The sequence below is a fragment of the Lentzea tibetensis genome, from assembly GCF_007845675.1.
In the GTDB taxonomy this organism is placed as follows: Bacteria; Actinomycetota; Actinomycetes; order Mycobacteriales; family Pseudonocardiaceae; genus Lentzea; species Lentzea tibetensis.
Genome location: NZ_VOBR01000009.1, coordinates 1 through 18,753, shown reverse-complemented (window position 1 = coordinate 18,753; position 18,753 = coordinate 1). Strand labels below are relative to the sequence as shown.

At 69.4% G+C, this 18,753-nt stretch carries 21 protein-coding genes and 2 riboswitches; of the genes, 11 read left to right on the top strand and 10 right to left on the bottom strand.

Annotation, left to right across the window (positions count from 1 at the left end):
- Nucleotides 1-2 precede the first annotated feature (2 nt).
- On the bottom strand, nt 3-1,286 hold the full coding sequence (locus FKR81_RS15835; protein WP_146352632.1) for a sugar ABC transporter substrate-binding protein: 1,284 nt from the start codon (nt 1,284-1,286) through the stop codon (nt 3-5).
- 253 nt (nt 1,287-1,539) lie between these two features.
- On the opposite strand from FKR81_RS15835, the gene FKR81_RS15830 reads away from it, so the two are divergent.
- Nucleotides 1,540-2,295: a GntR family transcriptional regulator gene (locus FKR81_RS15830; RefSeq protein ID WP_146352630.1), complete on the top strand. Its 756-nt coding sequence runs from the start codon at nt 1,540-1,542 to the stop codon at nt 2,293-2,295.
- Nucleotides 2,296-2,388: 93 nt separating this feature from the next.
- Nucleotides 2,389-3,846 (top strand): MFS transporter, encoded by a 1,458-nt coding sequence (locus FKR81_RS15825; protein WP_146352628.1) that lies wholly within the window; start codon nt 2,389-2,391, stop codon nt 3,844-3,846.
- A gap of 393 nt (nt 3,847-4,239) precedes the next feature.
- Here FKR81_RS15825 and FKR81_RS15820 read toward each other — a convergent pair whose 3' ends face one another.
- Nucleotides 4,240-5,175: a threonine ammonia-lyase gene (locus tag FKR81_RS15820; RefSeq protein ID WP_146352626.1), complete on the bottom strand. Its 936-nt coding sequence runs from the start codon at nt 5,173-5,175 to the stop codon at nt 4,240-4,242.
- Nucleotides 5,176-5,265: 90 nt separating this feature from the next.
- Between FKR81_RS15820 and FKR81_RS15815 the strand changes: the two genes are divergently transcribed.
- On the top strand, nt 5,266-5,745 hold the full coding sequence (locus FKR81_RS15815) for a hypothetical protein (protein ID WP_146352624.1): 480 nt from the start codon (nt 5,266-5,268) through the stop codon (nt 5,743-5,745).
- A gap of 497 nt (nt 5,746-6,242) precedes the next feature.
- On the top strand, nt 6,243-7,238 hold the full coding sequence (locus tag FKR81_RS15810) for a S1 family peptidase (RefSeq protein ID WP_328593143.1): 996 nt from the start codon (nt 6,243-6,245) through the stop codon (nt 7,236-7,238).
- Between the two features lie 4 nt (nt 7,239-7,242).
- On the opposite strand, the gene FKR81_RS15805 is transcribed toward FKR81_RS15810, so the two are convergent.
- Nucleotides 7,243-8,001 carry a dioxygenase family protein gene (locus FKR81_RS15805; RefSeq protein WP_146352620.1) on the bottom strand — a complete coding sequence of 253 codons (759 nt, stop codon included), beginning with the start codon at nt 7,999-8,001 and terminating at the stop codon, nt 7,243-7,245.
- Between the two features lie 5 nt (nt 8,002-8,006).
- Nucleotides 8,007-8,654, bottom strand: a complete 648-nt coding sequence (gene thiE, locus FKR81_RS15800; RefSeq protein WP_146352618.1) for a thiamine phosphate synthase — start codon at nt 8,652-8,654, stop codon at nt 8,007-8,009.
- Between the two features lie 27 nt (nt 8,655-8,681).
- A riboswitch (TPP riboswitch) is annotated at nt 8,682-8,793 on the top strand.
- Here thiE and thiO point away from each other — a divergent pair.
- The 4 genes from thiO to FKR81_RS15780 all read left to right on the top strand — a co-directional run bounded on the left by thiO (nt 8,788) and on the right by FKR81_RS15780 (nt 11,253).
- On the top strand, nt 8,788-9,765 hold the full coding sequence (gene thiO / locus FKR81_RS15795) for a glycine oxidase ThiO (protein WP_146352616.1): 978 nt from the start codon (nt 8,788-8,790) through the stop codon (nt 9,763-9,765). It overlaps the preceding riboswitch by 6 nt.
- Nucleotides 9,762-9,962: a sulfur carrier protein ThiS gene (gene thiS, locus FKR81_RS15790; RefSeq protein WP_146352614.1), complete on the top strand. Its 201-nt coding sequence runs from the start codon at nt 9,762-9,764 to the stop codon at nt 9,960-9,962. The genes thiO and thiS overlap by 4 nt, the downstream gene beginning before the upstream one ends.
- A gap of 1 nt (nt 9,963) precedes the next feature.
- Nucleotides 9,964-10,719 (top strand): thiazole synthase, encoded by a 756-nt coding sequence (thiG, locus tag FKR81_RS15785; protein ID WP_146352612.1) that lies wholly within the window; start codon nt 9,964-9,966, stop codon nt 10,717-10,719.
- A 90-nt stretch (nt 10,720-10,809) separates the two neighbouring features.
- Entirely contained in the window at nt 10,810-11,253 is a 444-nt protein-coding gene (locus FKR81_RS15780; protein ID WP_235921572.1) for a MarR family winged helix-turn-helix transcriptional regulator, read from the top strand.
- Here FKR81_RS15780 and FKR81_RS15775 read toward each other — a convergent pair.
- A complete protein-coding gene (locus FKR81_RS15775; protein ID WP_146352610.1) occupies nt 11,245-11,664 on the bottom strand; it encodes an SRPBCC domain-containing protein in 420 nt (139 codons plus the stop codon). The genes FKR81_RS15780 and FKR81_RS15775 overlap by 9 nt on opposite strands.
- Between FKR81_RS15775 and FKR81_RS45810 the strand changes: the two genes are divergently transcribed.
- Nucleotides 11,663-12,262: a TetR/AcrR family transcriptional regulator gene (locus FKR81_RS45810; RefSeq protein WP_186762994.1), complete on the top strand. Its 600-nt coding sequence runs from the start codon at nt 11,663-11,665 to the stop codon at nt 12,260-12,262. The genes FKR81_RS15775 and FKR81_RS45810 overlap by 2 nt on opposite strands.
- On the opposite strand, the gene FKR81_RS15765 is transcribed toward FKR81_RS45810, so the two are convergent.
- The 5 genes from FKR81_RS15765 to FKR81_RS15740 all read right to left on the bottom strand — a co-directional run bounded on the left by FKR81_RS15765 (nt 12,211) and on the right by FKR81_RS15740 (nt 17,657).
- A complete protein-coding gene (locus FKR81_RS15765; protein ID WP_146352608.1) occupies nt 12,211-12,933 on the bottom strand; it encodes a hypothetical protein in 723 nt (240 codons plus the stop codon). The two genes, FKR81_RS45810 and FKR81_RS15765, sit on opposite strands and share 52 nt — an antisense overlap.
- A 233-nt stretch (nt 12,934-13,166) precedes the next feature.
- Entirely contained in the window at nt 13,167-13,985 is an 819-nt protein-coding gene (thiD, locus tag FKR81_RS15760; protein WP_146352606.1) for a bifunctional hydroxymethylpyrimidine kinase/phosphomethylpyrimidine kinase, read from the bottom strand.
- Complete coding sequence (thiC, locus tag FKR81_RS15755) at nt 13,982-15,619, bottom strand: phosphomethylpyrimidine synthase ThiC (RefSeq protein ID WP_146352604.1); 1,638 nt, start codon at nt 15,617-15,619, stop codon at nt 13,982-13,984. The genes thiD and thiC overlap by 4 nt, the downstream gene beginning before the upstream one ends.
- A riboswitch (TPP riboswitch) is annotated at nt 15,611-15,734 on the bottom strand. It overlaps the preceding gene by 9 nt.
- 704 nt (nt 15,735-16,438) lie before the next feature.
- Nucleotides 16,439-17,035, bottom strand: coding sequence for a LysE family translocator (locus FKR81_RS15745; protein WP_146352602.1), 597 nt, complete (start codon nt 17,033-17,035; stop codon nt 16,439-16,441).
- A gap of 34 nt (nt 17,036-17,069) precedes the next feature.
- Nucleotides 17,070-17,657, bottom strand: coding sequence for a peptide deformylase (locus FKR81_RS15740; RefSeq protein ID WP_146352600.1), 588 nt, complete (start codon nt 17,655-17,657; stop codon nt 17,070-17,072).
- 114 nt (nt 17,658-17,771) lie between these two features.
- Here FKR81_RS15740 and FKR81_RS15735 point away from each other — a divergent pair, with 114 nt between their 5' ends.
- Together FKR81_RS15735 and FKR81_RS15730 are read left to right on the top strand one after the other, a co-directional pair.
- Nucleotides 17,772-18,047: a DUF3263 domain-containing protein gene (locus FKR81_RS15735; protein WP_146352598.1), complete on the top strand. Its 276-nt coding sequence runs from the start codon at nt 17,772-17,774 to the stop codon at nt 18,045-18,047.
- A complete protein-coding gene (locus FKR81_RS15730; protein ID WP_146352596.1) occupies nt 18,044-18,640 on the top strand; it encodes a LytR C-terminal domain-containing protein in 597 nt (198 codons plus the stop codon). Before FKR81_RS15735 ends, FKR81_RS15730 begins: the two co-directional genes overlap by 4 nt.
- Nucleotides 18,641-18,753: the final 113 nt, after the last annotated feature.

The window sequence follows — 18,753 nt, the reverse complement described above, 5'->3', positions numbered from 1 at the left end:
CGTCAGCTTCCCAGTGCCTTGCTGATGAGGTCGTTCGCTTCCTTCGTCGCCGTGTCCAGCGGCTTGGCGCCGGTCAGGTACGCGGTCAGCGCGTCCTTCAGCGGGTTCTGGCCGGACTCGACGGCAGCCCACTTCGGCGTGGTCGGGGTGACCTTGCCGTTCGGGGCGGCCTTCGCGAGCGCCTTGCCGACCGCGTTGGTCTCGAGCTTCGCGGTGTCCTTCGAGGTGCCGGGAACCGCGCCGCCCTCGGCCAGCATGTCCTGGTACTTCTTGCTGCTCAGCAGCTCGAGGTACTTCTTGGCCAGGTCGGCGTTCTTGCTGGTCTGCGGGATCGCGAGGTTCGAGCCGCCGAGGAAGACCGGCGCGGTCTTGCCCGCGGTCTTGGACGGGATCGGGAACGCCGAGGTCTTGTCCTTGAGCTCCGGCTTGTCCTTCACCGCGCTGCCGAGCTCCCACGGCAGACCGATCATCATCGCCACGTTGCCGGTCTCGAAGACCTCGTACTGCTGCGGCTTCGCCTCGTCGGTGTCCTTCGGCGCCTTGGTGCCGGAGGCGTCGTAGAGCGTCTTGTACGCCTCGAAGCCCGCCTTGGACTGCGCCGAGTCGAGCGCGCCCGTGAACTTGCCGCCGGACTCCTTGGCGACGTCGCCGCCCTCGTCCCAGAGCAGCGAGAGCAGGAAGTACCAGGACTGACCGGGGAGGTACAGCGACTGGAACTCGGGGTTGGACGCGTTCGCCGCCTTGAGCTTGTTCATCGCGTCGATCCACTCGGCGCGCGAGGTCGGCGGGTTGGCGATGCCCGCTGCCTGGAACAGGTCCGTGCGGTAGATGACCGTGCGGTTCGCGGCGTAGAACGGCATGCCGTACTTCTTGCCGCCCAGCGTCAGCGAGTCCTCGAGACCGCTCAGCCAGTCACCACCGTTGAGCTTGTCCTTGTCCGCGGTGAGGTCGAGCAGCGTGCCCTGGTCCGCGAAACCCGCGGTCTGGGTGTTGCCGAGCTCGATGACGTCCGGAGGAGTGTTGCTGCTGAGCGCGGTGGTCAGCTTCTCCTGGATGCCGTTCCACTTCTGGACTTCGTACTTGACCGTGACGCCGGCGTTCTTCTCCTGGAACTCCTTGTTCAAGGCGTCCGTCAGCGTGGTCGGCGCCGAGCCGTCCATCAGCCACACGGTCAGCGTCTTCGGTTCTCCCGAGTTGCCGCTGCCACTGTTGGTGCTCGTGCCACAACCGGCAACGGCTACCGCCAGTGCGGCGGCACCGGCAGCGAGTCCTCTCCAGCCCTTCACAGTCGCGCCCTTTCAGCAAGGCCCGGCGCCAGTCGCCGAACGCCCAAGTGGTGTAGACCAATGCGGCCTAGCGTGTGCCGCGCCACAGATCCTGTCAAGAACGATGCCAAGTCGTTGCGAAGTCATCCGATCATTTCCCTGTCGGTTCCGGCGTGTTCCGCGTGGTCTTCGCCGGTTCTCGGGGGTTCGAGCGCACGATGGGGCACGGACAAGGCATCCTTGAGTGGCGTGATGTGAGTTCGAGGAGGAGGCCATGCTGGAGACGACGCCTGCATCAGGCGTGGACGCCAGGACGCGTGCACAGCGCGAGCCGAAGTACTGGGGTCTCAAAAGGCACCTGCTCGACCTTCTGCGCGCCCTGCCGCCGGGGTCCCCGATCCCGACCGAACGGTCGCTGGCCGCGGAGTTCGACGTCTCCCGAACGACGGTGCGGCAAGCGCTTGCGGAGCTGACCGTCGAGGGACGACTGCTCCGGGTGCAGGGCAAGGGAACGTTCGCGGCTGAGCCGAAGGTCGCACAGCGACTCCAGCTGTCTTCGTACACAGAGGACATGAAGGCGCAGGGCCGCGTGCCCTCGTCCAAGCTGATCGAGGCCTCCGAGCAACCAGCGGAGGCCGAGCTGGCGCGACTGCTGGGCGTGCGTCCGGGCGCGAAGGTGCTCCGCCTGCACCGGCTGCGGCTGGCCGACGGTGAGCCGATGGCGATCGAGACCACCCACCTCGCGTTGGGCCGGTTCCGCGGGCTGCGCCGGTACCTGGCGCCTGGGGCGTCGTTGTACCAGGTGTTGCGGGAGCGGTTCGGCGTCGAGATGGGACACGCCGAGGAGACGATCGAGACCGCCTTGGCGTCGCCCGAGGAGGCCGAGCTGCTCGGGGCGGACATCGGACTGCCGATGCTGCTGCTGTCCCGGCACTCGTTCGACACCGAGGGCAACCCGATCGAGTGGGTGCGGTCCGTGTACCGGGGTGATCGGTACAAGTTCGTGGCGACGCTCAACCGGCCCCAGTAGTCAGCCTGTCGCGTGAAGTGCCGTCAGGGGCACCTTGCAAGTGCCCCTAACGGCACACCAACGGTAGAGCCGCGAGTGGGCCACACTGGGGCGATGGTCATCGCCTGGGGAACTCCGCGCGCCCGAGCCGTGCTCGCCACGACGATCATCGGGTCGGGCATGGCGATGCTCGACAGCACGGTCGTCAACGTCGCGCTGCCCCGCATCGGCGCCGAGCTGGACGCGTCGGTCACCGACCTCCAGTGGATCCTCAACGGCTACCTGCTCGCGCTGGCCGCGCTGATCCTGGTCGCCGGAGCGCTGGGAGACCGGTTCGGACGGCGGCGCGTCTACCTGGTCGGCGTGATCTGGTTCGGCGTGGCGTCGCTGCTGTGCGGCATCGCGGGCAACGTGTGGATGCTCGTCGCCGCGCGCGTGCTGCAGGGGATCGGCGGGGCGCTGCTGACGCCCGGCGCGCTGGCGATCCTGCAGTCGTCGTTCGCGCGGGAGGACCGGTCGCGCGCGATCGGCGCGTGGTCCGGACTGTCGGGCGTGGCGACGGCTATCGGACCGCTCGCTGGCGGGCTGCTCGTGCAGGTGTGGTCGTGGCGGCTCGCGTTCCTGATCAACATCCCGGTGGCCGCGCTGTGCGTCTGGCTGGCACTGCGGTCCGTGCCGGAGACGCGCGACGAGCAGGCCGGGCACCCCGACTACCTGAGCTCGCTCATCGGCGCCGCGGGGCTCGCGCTGCTCACCGGCGGGATCGTCGAGCAGTCCTTCGTCGCGGGCGCGTTCGGCGTGGTCGCACTCGTCGTGTTCGGCGTGATCCAGGCCCGCAGCCACGACCCGCTGGTGCCACCGGAGCTGTTCCACGACCGGACGTTCGTGCTGGCCAACATGCTGACGTTCCTGATGTACGGCGCGCTGGGCGGCGTGATGGTGCTGATGGTGCTCCAGCTGCAGGTGTCGCTGGGCTACTCGCCGACGTTCGCGGGACTGGCCAGCGTGCCGATCACGATCATCATGCTGCTCGCGTCGGCCCGGTCCGGCAGGCTCGCGCAGAAGTACGGGCCGCGCGCGCAGCTGGTCGTCGGACCACTGCTCGTCGCCGCCGGGATGTGGTTGCTGCGCAACGCGGTCCCCGGCGCGACGTACCTGACTGGCGTGCTGCCGGGTGTGGTGGTCTTCGGCATCGGACTCGCCTGCGTCGTCGCCCCGGTCACCGCCACCGTCCTGGCCGCGGCGCCCGACCGGCACGCCGGGGTCGCCTCGGGCGTGAACAACGCCGTCGCGCGCACCGGCAGCCTGCTGGCCGTCGCGATCCTGCCCGCCGTCGTCGGGCTCACCGGCTCCCGGTACACCGACCCGGTCGCGCTGACGGACAGCTGGCGCACGGCGCTGGCCCTGTGCGCGATCGCGGCGGCCATCGGAGGACTGTTCGCGCTCGGCACGGACAACAACGTCCTGAACGCCGCGCCGCCGCAGGAGGAGCAGCCGCATCCCGGCGAGTGCCTGCACTGCGGTGTCGAGGGACCGCCGACGCACGTCCGGTCCGGCAGTGCCCACGCCTGAACAGCGCTCCTGCCTCAGTCGCGCTCACGCTTGAGCTGCGCCCACGCCTGAGCTGCGCCCGCGCTTGAGCGGCGCTCCCGCCTGAGTCGCGCTCCCGCCTGAGTCGCGCTCAAGCTTGAGCGGCGCCCGCGCTTGAGTCGCGCCCGCGCTTGAGCGGCGCTCCCGCTTGAGTCGTGCCCGCGCTTGAGCAGCGCTCATGCCTGAGTCGCGCCCGAAGCCATCGCTGAATCAGGCGTCCCCGCCAGGGGGTCCCCCTGATTTCATTCTCCCAGCTGACACCGACAATTCAGGGCCGCGGACAGTCGTGAACGGCCCGTTCACCGCACGAATTCGGGCCGGCCCACCACGCCGGTCCACCACGGCGGTCAGCCAGCGCGAGTCAGCCAGCGCGAGTCAGCCGGCGAGCACGCGCGCCAGCAGCGCGGGGTCGATGTTGCCCCCGGACACCACGGCGACGGTCTTCCCCTCCGGCAGCCCCCGGTTCAGGTAAGCCGCGACAGCCGCGGCCCCACCGGGCTCGGCCACGAGCCGCGAACGCCGAGCGAGCAGCCCGACGGTGTCGAGCATCTCCTCCTCCGACACGGTCACCACGTCGTCGACCACGGACAGGATGTGCGCGAACGTGAGCTCGGACGGCTGCCCGCGCAACGCGTCGGCGACGGTGCGCGCCCGGTCGTCCGCACTCCAGTGCACCAAGGTCTTGGACCGGAACCCGATGGACGTCTCCGAGGCCAGCTCGGGCTCCACCCCGATCACCCGCACAGACGGCCGCAGCGCCTTCACGGCGGTCCCGATCCCGGAGATCAACCCACCCCCGCTGATCGGCACCACGACGACCTCGACGTCGGGCATGTCGGCCACGATCTCCAGCCCGATCGTCCCCTGACCGGCGATCACGTCCCGGTGGTCGAACGGCGGGATCAGCGTCAGCCCCTCAGCGGCGGCGATCGCCTCCGCCGCCGACTCGCGCTGTGCCATGGGCACCAGCTTCACCACGGCACCGTGCGAGCGCGTCGCATCGATCTTCACCTGAGGCGTGTTGTCGGGCACCACGATGGTCGCGGGCACGCCGAACAGCTTCGCCACGTACGCGACGGCCTGCGCGTGGTTGCCGCTCGAGTAGGCCACCACGCCACGGGCGCGCACGTCCGCGGGAACGAGGGACAGGGCGTTGTAGGCGCCGCGGATCTTGAACGCGCCGATCGGCTGCAGGCACTCCGGCTTCAGCCAGAGGCGGCCGTCGCGCCACGGCAGCAGCGGGGTGTGCAGCACCGCGTCGCCGAAGGTCGCCGCCGCCGCCTCGATGTCGGAGATCGTCACCAGTCGCATGAACCGATCATGCCCGCTCCGAGCTGGGTGAATGACGCGTATGTCACTGCGACCCAACCTCAGAAGTGGTTCGGGCGTCCCACAATTGTCATGACCCAGGAGAAGAACGAGAACATCACCCCGACCAAGATCGTCGCCAGCACGCTCGCCGCCGTCACCGCCGCCGTGCTCAGCCTGCGCATGGGCGTCGTGGGCACCGTCATCGGCGCCGTCGTCGCCAGCGTCATCACCACCGTGGGCGCCGTGCTCTACCAGCGGTCCATGGAACGCGAGAAGCGGTGGCAGGCCGTCGCCGTCGGCGGGCTGCTGGTGCTGACGATCACGATGCTGACCGTCTCGAGCGTCCAGCTCGTCAGCGGCACGCCCGTCGGTGCTGACACGAAGCCGACAGAGACCGAAAAGGTCGTCGAAAGAAGCACCGAGACGATCAAGGAAACGGTCCAGCCGACCACGACCACTCAGTCGCCTGCCGAAAGCACCACGACGACCGGACCACCCACTTCGTCGACCGTGCCATCAGCGCCTTCGAGCAGCTCAGGGCCATCGTCAACTGTCGACACCATTAGGTGATCACTTCATTACTTTGGGTGAGAGTTAACTGTCAACTGCTACGGAGCGCAGTTGATCAGTCGTGAGCTGTGACACACTTCGTCCTCAGTTGGCCCTTGGCGTTATAGATAACAGGCTTATAACGTCACTCGAATGGGCGACATGCCGGCTGGAAGAACGGCCGTGAGGAGGGCGAGATGCAGCTCGTGGGATTCCCACTGACGCGCAGCGCCCGAAGTGGTTTGACCAGGAGATTTGGAGGGGTGGGGCGACCCCTGCCGCCGCCCCACCACCCGTCCCCCTAGAGCCCCCGGGAGTGGTCCCTGCAACCAACTCTCGGGTTCCCCTGCACCCGAAGATGAGGGAGACGTCTGATGAACCGCACACGTGCGGCTCGTTTGGCCGGTGCCGTTGTTCTCGCCACCGGAGTCGTGACTGCTCTCAGCGTACCGGCGTTTGCGGACAGCGCCGCACCAGTCGCCGCAAGCTCTTCCGATACGGAGAGCTACTCGCCTGAGTTGCTCCAGGCGGTCCAGCGCGATCTGGGCCTGAACGCCGAACAACTGCGCGTCCGTCTGGACAGTGACGCGCGTTCCGGAGAGGTCGCGAGCAAAGCTTCTCAACAGCTCGGTGAGACGTTCGGCGGCGCCTGGATCGACCAGACGTCGGGACGGCTCACGGTCGCCACGACCAAGTCCGGCGTGACCGTCGACGGCGCTGACGTCAAGGTCGTCCAGCACTCGCAGCGCCAGCTCAACGGCACCAAGGCCGTGCTGGACGCGACGAAGGCACCCGCGGGCGTCACCGGCTGGCACGTCGACGAGACGACCAACAGCGTCGTCGTCGAGGTCAACCGCAACGCTGCGGCGGGCACCGAGGGCTTCATCCAGACCGCCAAGTCGCTCAGTCCGGCCGTCAAGGTCGTCGAGGTGGCCGAGTCCCCGACCACGCTGTACGACCTGCGCGGCGGTGACGCGGTCTACATGGGCGGCGGACGCTGCTCGCTCGGCTTCTCCGTCCAGGGCGGCTTCGTGATCGCAGGCCACTGCGGCCGCGCGGGCACCGCGACCCAGGGCTTCAACCGCGTCGCACAGGGCACTTACGCGGCTTCGGTGTTCCCCGGCAACGACATGGCCTGGGTGCGCACCAACGCGAACTGGACGCCGCGCGGGTGGGTCAACCGCTACGGCGGCGCGAACGTGCTCGTCAAGGGCTCGACCGAGACGGCCGTCGGCGGAGCGATCTGCCGCTCCGGCTCGACGACCGGCTGGCACTGCGGTTCCGTCCAGCAGAAGAACTCGACCGTGAACTACCCGCAGGGCACCGTGCGCGGTCTCACCCGCACGAACGTCTGCGCGGAGCCGGGCGACTCCGGTGGTTCGTGGATCTCGGGCACCCAGGCCCAGGGCGTGACCTCGGGTGGTTCGGGCAACTGCCGCACCGGTGGCACCACGTACTACCAGCCGGTGAACCCGATCCTGTCGCGCTACGGCCTGCGCCTCGTGACGGGCTGACCGCTCAGCTGAACTGAACAGATCGTTTCGAGAGCCCGTACCAGAAGCCTTCAACGCTGGTACGGGCTTTCTCGTCCGCTGCAGCGCCCAGCGCGACGAACAGCGGCGCGAAGTGCTCGGTCCGCGGGTGCGCGATCCCGGCCGCCGGTGCCTTGGTCTGGAAGTCCAGCAACGAGTCCACGTCGCCCGCGGCCAGCGCGCGGTGCGCCCAGTCGTCGAACTCGGCGGACCACGACGGCGGGGCGTAGTCCGGGCCCGCCGCGAAGTTCACGCAGCTCAGGTTGTGCGTCATGAAGCCGCTGCCGATGATCAGCACGCCCTGGTCGCGCAACGGTGCCAGCTTGCGGCCGATCTCGTGCAGCTCGCGCGGGTCCAGCGTCGGCATCGACATCTGGAGCACCGGCACGTCCGCGTCCGGGAACATCTCCTTCAGCGGCACGTAGGCGCCGTGGTCGAGCCCGCGCGCCTCGTCCTGCGACACGTGGCCGCCGAGCAGCTTGCGCACGTCTGCGGCCAGCTCCGGTGCGCCGGGCGCCGGGTAGGTGACCTGGTAGTACCGCTCGGGGAAGCCCCAGAAGTCGTAGGTCAGCGGCACGGTGGTGGTCGCGCCGAGTGTCGTCGGCGCCTCCTCCCAGTGCGCGGAGACCATGAGCACGGCCTCCGGGCGCTGGAGAGCACTGGACCAGTCGTTGAGCTCCTTGGTCCACGTCGGATCGTCAGCCAGCGGGGGAGCCCCGTGGCTCAGGTACAGCACAGGTGTCACGTCATCTAGCGTACGCGGTTTAGTTCAAATTTCAACAACTCTGCCGCGGCCTTCGGGTCATCGGCCTCGGTGATGGCGCGCACCACGACGACGCGGGTCGCGCCCGCCTCGATGACCTGGCCGATGTTGCCGTGGTCGATGCCGCCGATCGCGAACCACGGCCGGATGCAGCCTTTGGTCGCCCGCACGAGGTCCAGTCCGGGCGCGGGACGGCCCGGCTTCGTCGGCGTCGGCCAGCACGGGCCGGTGCAGAAGTAGTCCGCGCCGTGCTGGGTGGACGCCGCGCGCATCTGCTCGACGTCGTGCGTGGAGCGGCCGATGACCATCTCGTCGCCGACGACGTGGCGGGCGATGGCGACCGGCAGGTCGTCCTGGCCGAGGTGCAGCACGTCGGCCTTGACCGCGTACGCGACGTCCGCGCGGTCGTTCACCGCGAGCAGCGCGCCGTGGTCCTCGCAGACGCCCGCGATCTTCTCGAGCGCCGCGATCTCCTGCCGCGCCTCGAGTCCCTTGTCGCGCAACTGCACGACGTCCACGCCGCCCGCGAGCGCGGCGTCGACGAACTCCGCGAGGTCGGGCCGGTTGGGCGTGCAGAGGTAGAGCTTCGCGTCGGCGAGCCGTTGCCTGATCAGGTTTCCGTCGAGTCCTGGCACGGTCGCACCGTAACCGTTACGGTGGGATCTGGTCCGCACGGGAGCCTGGAGAAAACCGGGCTGAGAGGGAGCGTGGTTCGCTCCGACCGTCGAACCTGATCCGGGTCATGCCGGCGCAGGGAGCGTGAATGCCTTGACCGTGGAAGTGTCCGTCCTGGGCGGCGGTGTCATCGGCCTGTCCGCGGCCTGGTTCGCCGCGCGCGCCGGGTTCTCCGTCTCCGTGTCCGACAACGGTTCGCCGCACGCCGGTTCGCGCGTCGCGGGCGGCATGCTGGCGCCCGTCACCGAGGCGTGGCCCGGCGAGGAGGTCGTGCTCGACCTCGGTGTCCGCTCGCTGGAGATGTGGCCTTCGTTCGCCGCCGAACTGGGCGTTCCGTTGCTGGAGAACGGAACGCTCGCCGTCGCCACCGATCGCGCCGACCTCGAGGTGCTGGACAAACTGGCCGTGTACCTCCGCGAACGCGCGGAACGCCTGACGTCGCGCGAGATCCGCCGCCTCGAGCCGACGCTGGGACCCGCGGTGCGCGGCGGGCTGCTGACCGGTGACCTCGCGGTGGACAACGTCGTGCTGCTGGACGCGCTGCGGAGTGCTTGCGTCACAGCGGGTGTGCGGTTCGAGTCCACTGTGGATGCCGATGTGACGGTCATCGCGGCGGGGGCGTGGAGCGGCTCGCTGCACCCCGCGCTGCGCGACGTGATCCGCCCGGTGAAGGGCGAGATCCTCCGGCTGTCCGCACGTCCGGGCGCGCTGCCGCCGCCGACGCGGACGATCCGCGCGCACGTCGAGGGACGGCCGGTGTACCTGGTGCCGCGTGCGGGCGGGCTGGTGCTCGGCGCGACCCAGTACGAGGCGGGTTTCGACGCCGACGTGACCGTCGCCGGCGTGCGGGACCTGTTGCGGGACGCGGAAGTCGTGCTGCCAGGGATCGCCGAGTACGCGCTGACGTCGTGCGACGTCGGGTTCCGCGCGGGCAGCCCGGACAACGTGCCCGTCATCGACTGGCTCGAACCGGGCGTCATCGCCGCGACCGGCCACCACCGCAACGGCCTGCTGCTCGCACCGATCACGGCGCAGCGGGTGCTCGCGCTGCTCAGAGGAGGGAAACCGTGAACGCACGGGTCAACGGCTCGCTTCGGGAGCTGCCGGACGGGGCGACCGTCGCCGCCGTCGTCGAACTGACCGGCGCGCCGTCGTCCGGCGTGGCCGTCGCGCTGGACGGCACCGTCGTGCCGCGCGCGGCGTGGGCGTCGACCCCGGTGGCGGACGGCAGCGTCGTCGAAGTGCTCACCGCCGTGCAGGGAGGCTGACGTGGACGATCCGCTGATCATCGCGGGACGCGAGTTCCGGTCGCGGCTCATCACCGGAACCGGTGGCGCGTCGAACCTCTCCGTGCTCGAACGCGCACTCGTCGCGTCCGGCACGGAGCTGACGACGGTCGCCATGCGCCGGGTCGACGCCGCCGGCAACACGGGTGTGCTGGACCTGTTGCGGCGACTGGGAATCGGCGTGCTGCCCAACACCGCCGGGTGCCGCACGGCCGCGGAAGCCGTGCTGACCGCGCAACTCGCCCGTGAGGCGTTGGAAACCAACTGGGTGAAGCTGGAAGTCGTTGCGGACGAACGAACTCTGCTCCCGGACCCGATCGAACTGCTCGACGCCGCCGAACGCCTGGTCGACGACGGGTTCGTCGTCCTGCCCTACACCAACGACGATCCGGTGATGGCGCAGAAGCTCGAGGACGTCGGCTGCGCGACCGTGATGCCGCTCGGGTCGCCTATCGGGACAGGCCTGGGCATCCGCAACCCGCACAACATCGAGCTCATCACCGCGCGCGCGTCCGTCCCCGTCGTGCTGGACGCGGGCATCGGAACCGCTTCCGACGCCGCGCTGGCCATGGAACTGGGCTGCTCAGCCGTGTTGCTGGCCACCGCCGTCACCCGAGCGCAGGACCCGGAACGAATGGCCGCCGCCATGCGTTCTGCAGTCGACGGAGGCAGGCTCGCTCGGCTGGCCGGACGAATTCCGCAGAGGTTCTGGGCACAGGCGTCCTCCCCCGCCCTCTAACCTGTCTCCTTCTACTGAATGAACGTGAGGTCCCTGCGGGCCTCGCTGCCCTCGCGGAGCGCGGGCAACCAACACAGGAGGACGCTTGCCGTGACGGCCCCCATTGACGCCGAGGTCGAGGACGCGACGGCGCGTCTGTACCTGGCGATCGGCAGGCTGGCCCGGTTGCTGCGCCGCACCGGATCCCCTGGACTCGGCCCCGGCGCGGTCTCCGCGCTGGCCACGCTCGCCCGCTGCGGCCCCATGCGGCTCGGCGACCTCGCGACCAAGGAGGGCGTCGCCCCGCCGACGCTCTCCCGGATCGTCGCCGCGCTCGTCGAGGCCGGCTACGTCCGTCGCGAGCCGGACCCGCAGGACGGTCGCGCGTGGCTCGCCACGCCCACGCCCGAAGGCGAGACGATGGTGTCCGGCGTGCGGTCCGCGCGGGTGCGCGAGCTGCAGCGCCGCATCGAACAGCTGTCGCCGGAACACCAGTCCGCGCTGTGCAGCGCGCTGGACGCGCTCGAGACCCTGGTCGGCGAAGAGTCAAAGTGACTCGGCACGCGCCTTCAGCGCCGCGTTGAAGGCGTCGAACTCGGCGACGAGCACGTCACGGGTCTGGTCGAGCACGGCCTGCACCATCGGGCCGCTGAACGACTCCGCGTTCACGAGACGCGTGCCGGACCCGTGCTCGTGCAGCTCCCAGCGGTGCCTGCCGAAGAACAGCGCCGGATCACCGCCCTGCGACCTCAGCACGTGCGGCTCCATCGACGTGATCTCGCCGTCGAAGTCCCGCTCGGCAGGCGTGCCCTTGGCCGCCCTGACCTTGGTCTTCGTGCCGGACACCGCCAGGTACTCCATGACCGGGTTCCACTCCGCGTAGGCCGCGAAGTCCACCAGCACCCGCCACACGTCATCCGGCGCGGCCGCGATGACGATCTCCGTCTTGACCTCATTTTCCTGCATGGTTGTTCAGTCTAATGGGCTGGGTAAAGTTCTTTTCATCGTCGGGATCAAGGGGCAGGTGCAGCAGCGCGGCGTCGAGCGACGCCGCGGGATCGTCGACGCCGCGATCGAGCTGTTCGGGCGCAACGGGTACGCGGGAACGGGCGTCGCGGCCATCGCGAAGGCGGCCGGGGTCACGCTGTCCGCGGTGATCCACCACTTCGGCTCCAAGGAGAACCTGCTCAACGCGGTGCTCGACGAGTTCGACACGCGTGCCGCGGCCCGTGTGAGGTCGAAGGACCTCGTCCAGGCGCTGCTCGACGACGCCGAGTACACGATGGCGCACAAGGGACTCGCGACGCTGCACACCGTGCTGCAGGCTGAGCACCTGGCGGTCTCCTCGGAGGTGCGGGACCGGTTCCGCACGCGCAACCGGTTGCTGCGCAAGCACTTCGCGGCGCACCTGGGTGATGCGGGCGCGGTGGAGCTGATCGCGTTCCTCGAAGGCGCGCTGACGGTGTGGCTGCTCGACCCGGAGACCACCGATCTCCGGGCCATGTACGAGGGCTACCTGTCGAGGCTGCCCATCGGCAACGCCCTGCGCTCCTCCGGCAGCTGATGCTCCTCGACGAACACGTCGTTGCCCCACAACAGGCCCGAGCCGTTCTCGGCGGCCGTGACGGCCGTGGCGCGCACGCGGGGAAGGCCCCACCGGGCGAGCTCATCCGCCGCGGCGTCCACCGGCAGCCGGCCGAGACGATCAGCGAGGTCGGCGGTCTCCTCGGGCGACAACCAACCGTGGATGCCCTCGGTGCCACCGACCGGCCGGTGGCCGATCGCCCGGCCCCGTGACGCCAGTGAGCTCAGCAGGCCCCGGATCGGGTCGTCGTCGGCGACTCTCATGTCCGCCAAAGCCTGCCGATAGCGCAGCGTGGACATCGTCCGGCCGACGAACCGGTGCTCGCCGAGGCAGCGCGACGTGACCGCGGCTTCGACCAGCTCCTCGAACAGGTTGAGGATCCACGAGTCGACGTCGCAGCTCGGCTGCGCGCCGCACTCCGTCCAGTGCCGTGCGAGTGCTCCGGGGTGCTCCCGGATGTGGGGGAGCAGCTCGCCGACCCATTCGTCGCGCCAGGTGAAGTCGTCATCGGGGTCCGCGGGCACGGCCTCGATCAGCTCGGTGAGCCACGGCCGGATCTCGCCGGTGCTCGTCAGCTCGGTCAACGCGGGCACGACCTCGTCGAGGTACCGGCCGTGCTCGAACAGGAACAACTCGGCGTCCGAGCCCATCGGTCCCCCACCCGTCGAGCCTCCACATCGGAGACACCGGCCCCTCACCGGCGCCAAGAGGGTAGGCGGCCGCGACTGACCGCAGACAGCCGCGGTCACACCAGCTCACAGGCAGCCGCAGCTGCGCAGGCGTCCCCGCCAGGGGGTCCCCTGATTTCATTCTCCCAGCTGCCACTGACAATTCCGGTGGCCCGAGGCCGGTTCCGGGCGAACCCGATCCGTGAACGGCCCGTTCACGCCTCCGGCAGCCGCCACATCGGCGACACCGGACCGACCCCGCCGCCGAGCGGGTAGGCGGCCGCGACCGACCGCACGATGAAGTTCTTCCCGAACCGCACCGCCTCCGGCACGTCCGCCCCGCGAGCGAGCGCCGAGCTGATCGACGACGCGAGCGTGTCACCGCTGCCGTGGGTGTGCTTGGTGTCGTAGCGCGGGCCGGGGAGTTCGATGAACTCGCGGCCGTCGAACAGCAGGTCGAGGCACTCCGGGTCGTCCCACATGTGTCCGCCCTTGACCAGCACCCACGCCGGGCCCATGGCGTGCAACGCCTCCGCGGCCTTGCGCTGGTCCGCGCGGTCGCGAACGGTGATGCCGGTGATCAGCCGCACCTCGTCGAGGTTCGGCGTCACCAGCGTCGCGCGCGGGAACAGCAGGCCCCGCAACGCGTCCAGCGCGTTGTCCGCCAGCAGCTGGTTGCCGTGCATCGACGCCGCGACCGGGTCGACCACGAACGGGATGCCGGACCGTCCGATGCCGACTCGGTCCAGCGCGGGCGTGATGGCCTCGATGATCGCCGCGCTCGCCAGCATGCCGGTCTTCGCGGCCTGCACGCCGATGTCACCCGCGACGGACTCGATCTGGGCGGCGACGACGTCCGGCGGGATCTCGACGAAACCCGTGACGCCCAACGAGTTCTGCACCGTCACCGCGGTGACGGCGGTGCAGCCGTGCACCCCGCACGCGAAGAGCGTGCGGAGGTCGGCCTGGATGCCCGCACCACCGCCGGAATCGCTTCCGGCGATGGTGAGGACACGAGGGGGAGTGCTGGTCACGCTTCGACCACCGGCAGGTAGACCTTCGTGCCGCTGTCGACGAACTCGCTCGACTTCTCCGCCATGCCCGCCTCGATGGCGTCCACAGTGGACAGGCCGTGCTCCTCGGCGTAGCGCCGCACGTCCTGCGTGATCTTCATCGAGCAGAACTTCGGCCCGCACATCGAGCAGAAGTGCGCCGTCTTGGCCGGTTCGGCGGGCAGCGTCTCGTCGTGGAACGAGCGAGCCGTGTCCGGGTCGAGCGACAGGTTGAACTGGTCCTCCCAGCGGAACTCGAAGCGCGCCTTCGACAAGGCGTCGTCCCAGTCCTGGACGCCGGGGTGGCCCTTCGCCAGGTCCGCCGAGTGCGCCGCGATCTTGTACGTGATCACGCCGGTCTTCACGTCGTCGCGGTTCGGCAGGCCGAGGTGCTCCTTCGGCGTGACGTAGCAGAGCATCGCCGTGCCCAGCCAGCCGATCTGCGCCGCGCCGATCGCGGACGTGATGTGGTCGTACGCGGGCGCGATGTCCGTCGCCAGCGGCCCGAGCGTGTAGAACGGCGCCTCGCCGCACCACTCCTCCTCGAGCCGGACGTTCTCGGCGATCTTGTGCATCGGCACGTGGCCGGGGCCCTCGATCATCACCTGGACGTCCTTGGCGCGCGCGATGTGCGTGAGTTCGCCCAGCGTCCTGAGCTCGGCGAACTGCGCGTCGTCGTTGGCGTCCGCGATCGAGCCGGGCCGCAGGCCGTCGCCGAGCGAGAACGTCACGTCGTAGGTGCGCAGGATGTCGCACAGCTCCTCGAAGTGCGTGTAGAGGAAGCTCTCCTTGTGGTGCGCGAGGCACCACGCGGCCATGATCGAACCGCCGCGCGAGACGATGCCCGTCACCCGGCGAGCGGTCAGCGGGACGTAGCGGAGCAGCACGCCCGCGTGCACGGTCATGTAGTCGACGCCCTGCTCGCACTGCTCGAGCACGGTGTCCCGGTAGACCTCCCAGGACAGCTTCTCCGGATCCCCGTTGACCTTCTCCAGCGCCTGGTAGATCGGCACGGTGCCGACCGGGACCGGTGAGTTGCGCATGATCCACTCGCGGGTCTCGTGGATGCGCTTGCCGGTGGACAGGTCCATGATCGTGTCCGCGCCCCACCGGGTCGCCCACACCATCTTGTCGACCTCGTCCTCGATCGACGACGACACGGCCGAGTTGCCGATGTTCGCGTTGATCTTGACCAGGAACTTCTTGCCGATGATCATCGGCTCGGCCTCGGGGTGCTTGCGGTTCAACGGGATGACCGCGCGCCCGATGGCGACCTCGCTGCGCACGAACTCCGCGTCGATGTTCTCCCTGGTCGCGATGTAACGCATCTCCGGCGTGATGATCCCGGCCTTGGCGTACGCGAGCTGGGTCACCGCCCCGCCGACCGGTTCACGTGCGCTGATCCACTCATCACGCAGCGGTTTGAGTCCACTGTGGACGTCGATGGTGGCGTTGTCGTCGGTATACGGACCGGAAGTGTCGTACAGGTCGACGTGCTCGCCGTTCGTCAGTTCCACCCTGCGGAAAGGCACACCGTCGCGGTACACCTTGCGGGAGCCCGAGATCGGGCCGGTGGTCACGTTCGGTCGGACAGAGCGGTCGTCAAGTGCCGTCACGACATTCCTCCCTACGCCGGCATTACCCGGTCAGGTTCAGGCGGTCGGTGACGCCGGAGCCCAGCTCCAGTCACCCTCTCAGCCCGCTTCAGCGCGAGCTCCCGCGTTTTGAGTTGTCCGCCCGACCATAGTCAGGGCGCGGCGTGGCTGCCAAGGGGGCGGTTTGGGCCTACGCTCTTGCGCGTGGCTGATCACCAGCCGTATCCACCCGGCGCGCGACGCGGAGAACGTCCAGCCGTGGTCTCGGCGTGCCCTTCGTGCGGTGAACTGGCTGGTCGCGGCTACCCCGACTGCCGATATTGCGCGGAGCTGCTCGACCAGTTCTGGTTGGCGGACTGGGAGGTCCTGCGGACCGCCGAGCAGCTCGCGGACCGCGAGCTGGCCGAGCTCGTGGTCGGCGCCGACGTCGGCAAGTACCCGTGGACCTGCGTCGACTGGGCCATGACGCTGCTCGCGTGCTCCCGCTGCGGTGCCGAGCTCGGCACCGGGCCGGTCGAGTGCGTGCGCTGCGCCGTCACTGAGGAACGCAGGTGGTCGTGGGACCACACGGCGCATCCGCACACGATGGACGGCAACGAACACCTGCTGCGCGTCGCCCGCGCGGCGATGCGCGCACCGCACCGCAGGCGGGCGACGGTCGTGCAGACGTGGCGCCTGCTGCTGCCGTTCCTCGTGGCCGGGCACGCCGTCGAACCGCACCACCTGGACCGGATCCGCGCACACGTGCTCGGCGGCGGCTATCCCGCGCTGGCGGCGTGCACGGACCTCGAGGAGCTGGCCGGGTTGCCCGAGCTGTTCTGGCGCAGGGGCAACCCGATCTCAACGCGGGTCGAGTACGAGCCGGACTCCGAGCGCCAGCAGCACGCCACCCGAGATCTTCTCCAGCGCAAGGCGGACGCGCGAGCGGCTCAGCAGGGCGCGGACGCGGTGCAGCACGGCGACGACGACCAGGTACCAGGCGGTGTCGACGAGCACCCAGACGGCGGCGAACAGCAGGAGAACCCCTTTGCCGGTGCTCCCGGCGGGCACGAACTGCGGTAGGAACGAGATCGCGAACACGCCCAGCTTCGGGTTGGCCAGGTTCACGATCAGGCCCGACCGGAACGCCTTGTTCGTCGGCGCCGCCTCCAACCCGTGATCCTTGCTGAGCAGCGCCTTGACGCCCAGGTAGATCAGGAACAGCGCGCCGCCGATGCGCAGCGCGTGGTAGGCGAACTCCGACGCCGTGAGCAGGACGGACAGTCCCAGCGCGGCCGCGACCGCCCAGCAGGCGACGCCGACCTCCATGCCGATGACCGTGGCCAGCGCGCTGCGGCGTCCGTGCACCGACTGTCGCAGGACCAGCGCCGTACCGGGGCCGGGCGACAGTGCGATCAGGAACGACGCCGCGATCAGCGCGGCCAGGTTGTCCACCATGCCTTGAATGGTGGCTGGTGGGGGCAACCGGGTTTTAGTCGTCGTCCTCGTCGAGCAACTCCGCCGGCATCTCCTCGGACGGGTCCCAGGACAGGCCGGGGACACCCCACTCGTTGGCCTTGATCATGCGCTTGGCGTCGCGCTTGTTGCGGCCGATGAGCCGGTCCAGGTAGAGCAGGCCGTTGAGGTGGTCCGTCTCGTGCTGCAGGCAGCGCGCGAAGAACCCGGTGCCCTCGACCTCGACGGGCTTGCCGTCGCCGTCGAGCCCGGTGACCTTCGCCCACGTGGCGCGGCCCGTGGGGAACGCCTCGCCGGGCACCGACAGGCAGCCTTCGAAGTCGTCCTCGGGGTCCGGCATGCTCTCCGGGACCTCGGACGTCTCCAGCACCGGGTTGCACACGACCCCGCGGAACTGGGTGCCCTCGTCGTCCGGGCAGTCGTAGACGAAGACCCGCAGGTCGATGCCGATCTGGTTCGCCGCGAGCCCGACGCCCTCGGCCGCCGCCATCGTCTCGAACATGTCTTCGATCAGGGCGCGCAGCTCGTCGTCGAAGGTCTCGACCGGGCGGGTCGGGTTGTGGAGAACAGGATCGCCCGCGATCCGGATCCGGTGCACTGCCATGGGCCAGACCTTAAGCGACCCGAAACTGTCGGTGTCGAGCGGTAGGTTGGAACGATCACGTGATGTAATGCACCCCGCACGAATGACAGGCGTGTGGTTACCGCAAGGAGCCAGATGGAAGCCGCAGAGGCGCTCGCTCCGGCTGACGGGTTGACCAGCCGGGAACTGACGATGCTGGCGTTCGAACGCCAGTGGTGGAAGTACGCGGGTGCCAAGGAACAGGCCATCAGGGAACTGTTCGACATGTCCGCCGTCCGGTACTACCAGCTGCTCAACACCCTGATCGAGAAGGAAGCCGCGGTCGCGGCCGAACCCCTGCTCGTCAAACGCCTGCGCGGTGTCCGAGGCACCCGCGCCCAGGTCCGCGCGCGTTCCAGGAGTGCCGAGTGAGCTCGCCGGACACAGCTCCCGCATCCCGCCCGGCCAAGGCCGCCGGGTTCGCCCTTCTGGGTGTCGCCGCCGTCGCCTTGGTGATCGGCGTCGTGTCGCTGTTCAGCGGCGGCTCGTCCGACACACCACCACCCGCCGCTCAGTCGTCGACGGCACCGCCGGCCTCGGCGTCCGCCTCCGCGTCGGAGCAGCCGTCGTCGCAGCCCCCGGCCACCACGACGACGCCACCCACCACCACCGCCACACCGGCGACCACCTCCACGCCACCCGCGTCGAACCCACCCGCGCAGGTCACCAAGGTGGCGGTGCGCGTCTACAACAACAGCACCATCACCGGCCTGGCCGCCCGCGCGTCCGACGACGTGAAGCGCGCAGGGTGGGAGGTGTCGGAGACCGGGAACTACTCGCAGGGGCAGATCCCCACCACCACCGTGTACTTCCGGCCGGGGACGGACGAGGAAGCGTCGGCACGGGCACTCGGCGATGCGCTGAAGGCTCGGGTCGAGCCCCGGTTCGACGGGATCAATCACGCCGCTGCCGGTGTGATCTTGATAGTGACCAACGACTACAAGGGGTCTGGGACCAACAAGTAGGGCGTTTGCGTGGTGGGGCGGGGAGGGTCTCGCTGATCACCTCACGGTCGCCACATCGAAAAGCCCCTGTCAAGGCGGAAAAGCTGCCTTGACAGGGGCTTTTCGATGTGGCA

What these genes read in the sequence shown, in the direction of transcription:
- FKR81_RS15830 (WP_146352630.1), top strand. Translation starts at nt 1,540, where the DNA reads ATGCTGGAGACGACGCCTGCATCAGGCGTGGACGCCAGGACGCGTGCA.
- FKR81_RS15825 (WP_146352628.1), top strand. Translation starts at nt 2,389, where the DNA reads ATGGTCATCGCCTGGGGAACTCCGCGCGCCCGAGCCGTGCTCGCCACG.
- FKR81_RS15820 (WP_146352626.1), bottom strand. Translation starts at nt 5,175, where the DNA reads ATGCGACTGGTGACGATCTCCGACATCGAGGCGGCGGCGGCGACCTTC.
- FKR81_RS15815 (WP_146352624.1), top strand. Translation starts at nt 5,266, where the DNA reads ATGACCCAGGAGAAGAACGAGAACATCACCCCGACCAAGATCGTCGCC.
- FKR81_RS45810 (WP_186762994.1), top strand. Translation starts at nt 11,663, where the DNA reads ATGGTTGTTCAGTCTAATGGGCTGGGTAAAGTTCTTTTCATCGTCGGG.
- FKR81_RS15775 (WP_146352610.1), bottom strand. Translation starts at nt 11,664, where the DNA reads ATGCAGGAAAATGAGGTCAAGACGGAGATCGTCATCGCGGCCGCGCCG.
- FKR81_RS15765 (WP_146352608.1), bottom strand. Translation starts at nt 12,933, where the DNA reads ATGGGCTCGGACGCCGAGTTGTTCCTGTTCGAGCACGGCCGGTACCTC.
- FKR81_RS15745 (WP_146352602.1), bottom strand. Translation starts at nt 17,035, where the DNA reads ATGGTGGACAACCTGGCCGCGCTGATCGCGGCGTCGTTCCTGATCGCA.
- FKR81_RS15740 (WP_146352600.1), bottom strand. Translation starts at nt 17,657, where the DNA reads ATGGCAGTGCACCGGATCCGGATCGCGGGCGATCCTGTTCTCCACAAC.
- FKR81_RS15735 (WP_146352598.1), top strand. Translation starts at nt 17,772, where the DNA reads ATGGAAGCCGCAGAGGCGCTCGCTCCGGCTGACGGGTTGACCAGCCGG.